General features: G+C 52.5%; 2 protein-coding genes. Both read left to right on the forward strand.

Going from position 1 to position 2529, the window contains the following annotated elements; all coding sequences use genetic code 11:
- Positions 1–1087 (forward strand): radical SAM family heme chaperone HemW (hemW, locus tag GF404_02770; GenBank protein ID MBD3381100.1); only part of this gene is annotated, 1087 nt, incomplete at its 5' end.
- Between the two features lie 398 nt (positions 1088–1485).
- A partial coding sequence (locus tag GF404_02775) for an AAA family ATPase (protein MBD3381101.1) occupies positions 1486–2529 on the forward strand: 1044 nt, incomplete at its 3' end.

The raw sequence follows: 2529 nt of genomic DNA on the forward strand, positions 1-2529 counted from the left end.
CTATTGTGATTTCTACTCACAGACTGATTTGAGCCAGGAGGATGACTGCCTGGCGGCCATAAACCGGGAACTGGCATATCTCGGTGAAAGATACGGCCGGCTCTGGACCGAAACTTTGTACCTGGGCGGAGGAACACCCTCGCTGCTCAAAACAGAGAATCTGTTCTGGCTGATTTATAACATCTTTCAGACTTTTCCGAGCTCTAAAATTCGCTCCGCTCCGGAGATCACAATCGAACTCAATCCCGATGATGTCACTGATATTAAGCTCGAGGCTTACCGCAATATGGGAATCAATCGTATCTCACTGGGACTGCAGACTTTCAATGACAGGCTCCTGCGTTTAATCAACCGCCGGCATAACTCGAATGACAGCCGTCGGGCGATGGAGAAAGTCCGCCAGGCCGGTTTTGATAACCTATCGGTCGACCTGATCTTCGCCATCCCGGGACAGTCCCTTGAAGACATAGAAAACGACCTCGAACAGGTTTTGAGGTTCTCTCCTGAACATATTTCAATTTACTGCCTCACATTTGAACCGGAAACCCGTTTCGACCAGCTCCGCCGTGAGGGCAGGCTCGAACCGCAGGACGAAAAAAAGCAGGCTGTGGCATACAGATTTATTCGCGGGTTTCTCCAAGGGCGCGGTTACCGGCATTACGAAATCTCGAATTTCTGCCTTCCCGGCAGGACCTGCAGGCACAACCTCAACTACTGGCATTGCGGCAACTACATTGGACTGGGTCCCGCCGCCCACTCCCATATTGACGATCAGCGCTGGAGTAACAGCTATGACCTTCCCGAATATATCCGCAGGCTGTCCAGCGATAATTCAGCTGTCGAATTCGAGGAAAAACTCGACCGGAAGATGCAAGCGGAAGAGCTGGTGCTGATGTCCCTGCGACTGCGCGAGGGCCTCAATCTCAAGCTCTACAAGAAGATAAGCGGTCAGGATATACTCCTTAAGAGAGATGCCCTAATCAATGATCTAATTGAAAATCGATTGATCGAACTGGCCGGCGATCAGCTTCGACTCACGGCCGAAGGTTTTTTAATTGCCGACCAGATAATTCTCGAGCTGGCCTGATTGCGGCATTCCGACAGCCGTCAGTGCTTGGGAGCCACGCAGAGCAAAATGTTCGGGTTGTCCGCCATTGATTCAAGCCTCTGGCCTGATGAGCGTGACGATGCGATAACGACTCTGTCTGGATTTTTGGGCCTGCACTCGATATCACCTGCGTGACGCTGGACAGGGCACCTGAAAGTCGGGTCATTTTTTCTCAAACGACGGATAGCTTCCCTCCTGGAATATGATTTTACGGCGATATTTATACGAGTATGTCGTGAATTAGATTATGTCGGTCGGCAGCCGGACTGCTTTAGCACTATTTCCCCGAATACGTCCTGTTTTTCGCGCTGAGTGCTGAAAATGATCGCTTTTTCGTTGCGAGAGATTAAATTAAGTTGTAAGTATGGATTCTGAACATGGAATTATTCGACGAAAAAGATGAGAGCTTAAATACCGGGCAACCGCGCCCCCTGGCGGAGCGCATGCGTCCGGAGAAGCTAAATGATATCATCGGGCAAAACCATCTCGTGGGCGAAAACTCTCCGATACGGGTCGCTCTCCGGAAAGGTTACCTGCCTTCAATGATTCTCTGGGGACCACCCGGCTCAGGCAAGACCACGATTGCCTCGGTCATCGCCAGGCAGGTCGAGGCGCGTTTTATTTTTCTCTCGGCGGTCTCTGCAGGGATCAAGGACGCGCGCAGAATTGTCACCGAGGCTGAACGCGAATGGCAACACTACCATCGCCAGGTGATCCTGTTTATCGACGAAATCCATCGCTTTAACAAAGCCCAGCAGGACTTTTTCCTGCCCTATGTCGAAAAGGGAGTTATCATCCTGATCGGCGCTACGACCGAGAACCCATCTTTTGAGGTGATCAGCCCGCTTCTCTCGCGATGCCAGGTCTTCACTCTAAATCGTCTCGGAGAAGATCATATCGTCCAGCTTTTAGAGAGAGCGATCACCGATGAAAAACAAGGGGTTGCCTCGAGCGGAGTTAAACTCGGCAGTGATATACTGACCTACCTGGCGAACCTTGCCGATGGTGACGCGCGCCGGGCACTTTCATACCTCGAACTGATCGTGTCCCATTTTTCACGCCATGAGAAATCCCCCGGTCTGGAGGAGATCAGCCAGGTACTGCAGAAGAAGACCCTGATCTATGACAAATCTGGCGAGGAGCATTACAACCTGATTTCAGCCTTACACAAGTCGATCCGCGGTTCCGATCCTGATGCCGCCCTGTACTGGCTGGCAAGAATGCTCGAGTCGGGTGAAGATCCTCTCTACCTGGCCCGTCGGCTGGTGCGGATGGCTGTGGAGGACATCGGCTTATCCGATCCGGCCGCGCTCAATGTAGCGCTCAACGCGCGTGACGCATTCCGCTTTCTGGGAAGCCCCGAGGGTGATCTGGCCCTGGCCGAGTGCGCGGTTTACCTGGCTACCGCACCCAAATCGAAC

Source organism: Candidatus Zixiibacteriota bacterium, assembly GCA_014728145.1.
Classification (GTDB): Bacteria; Zixibacteria; MSB-5A5; order JAABVY01; family JAABVY01; genus WJMC01.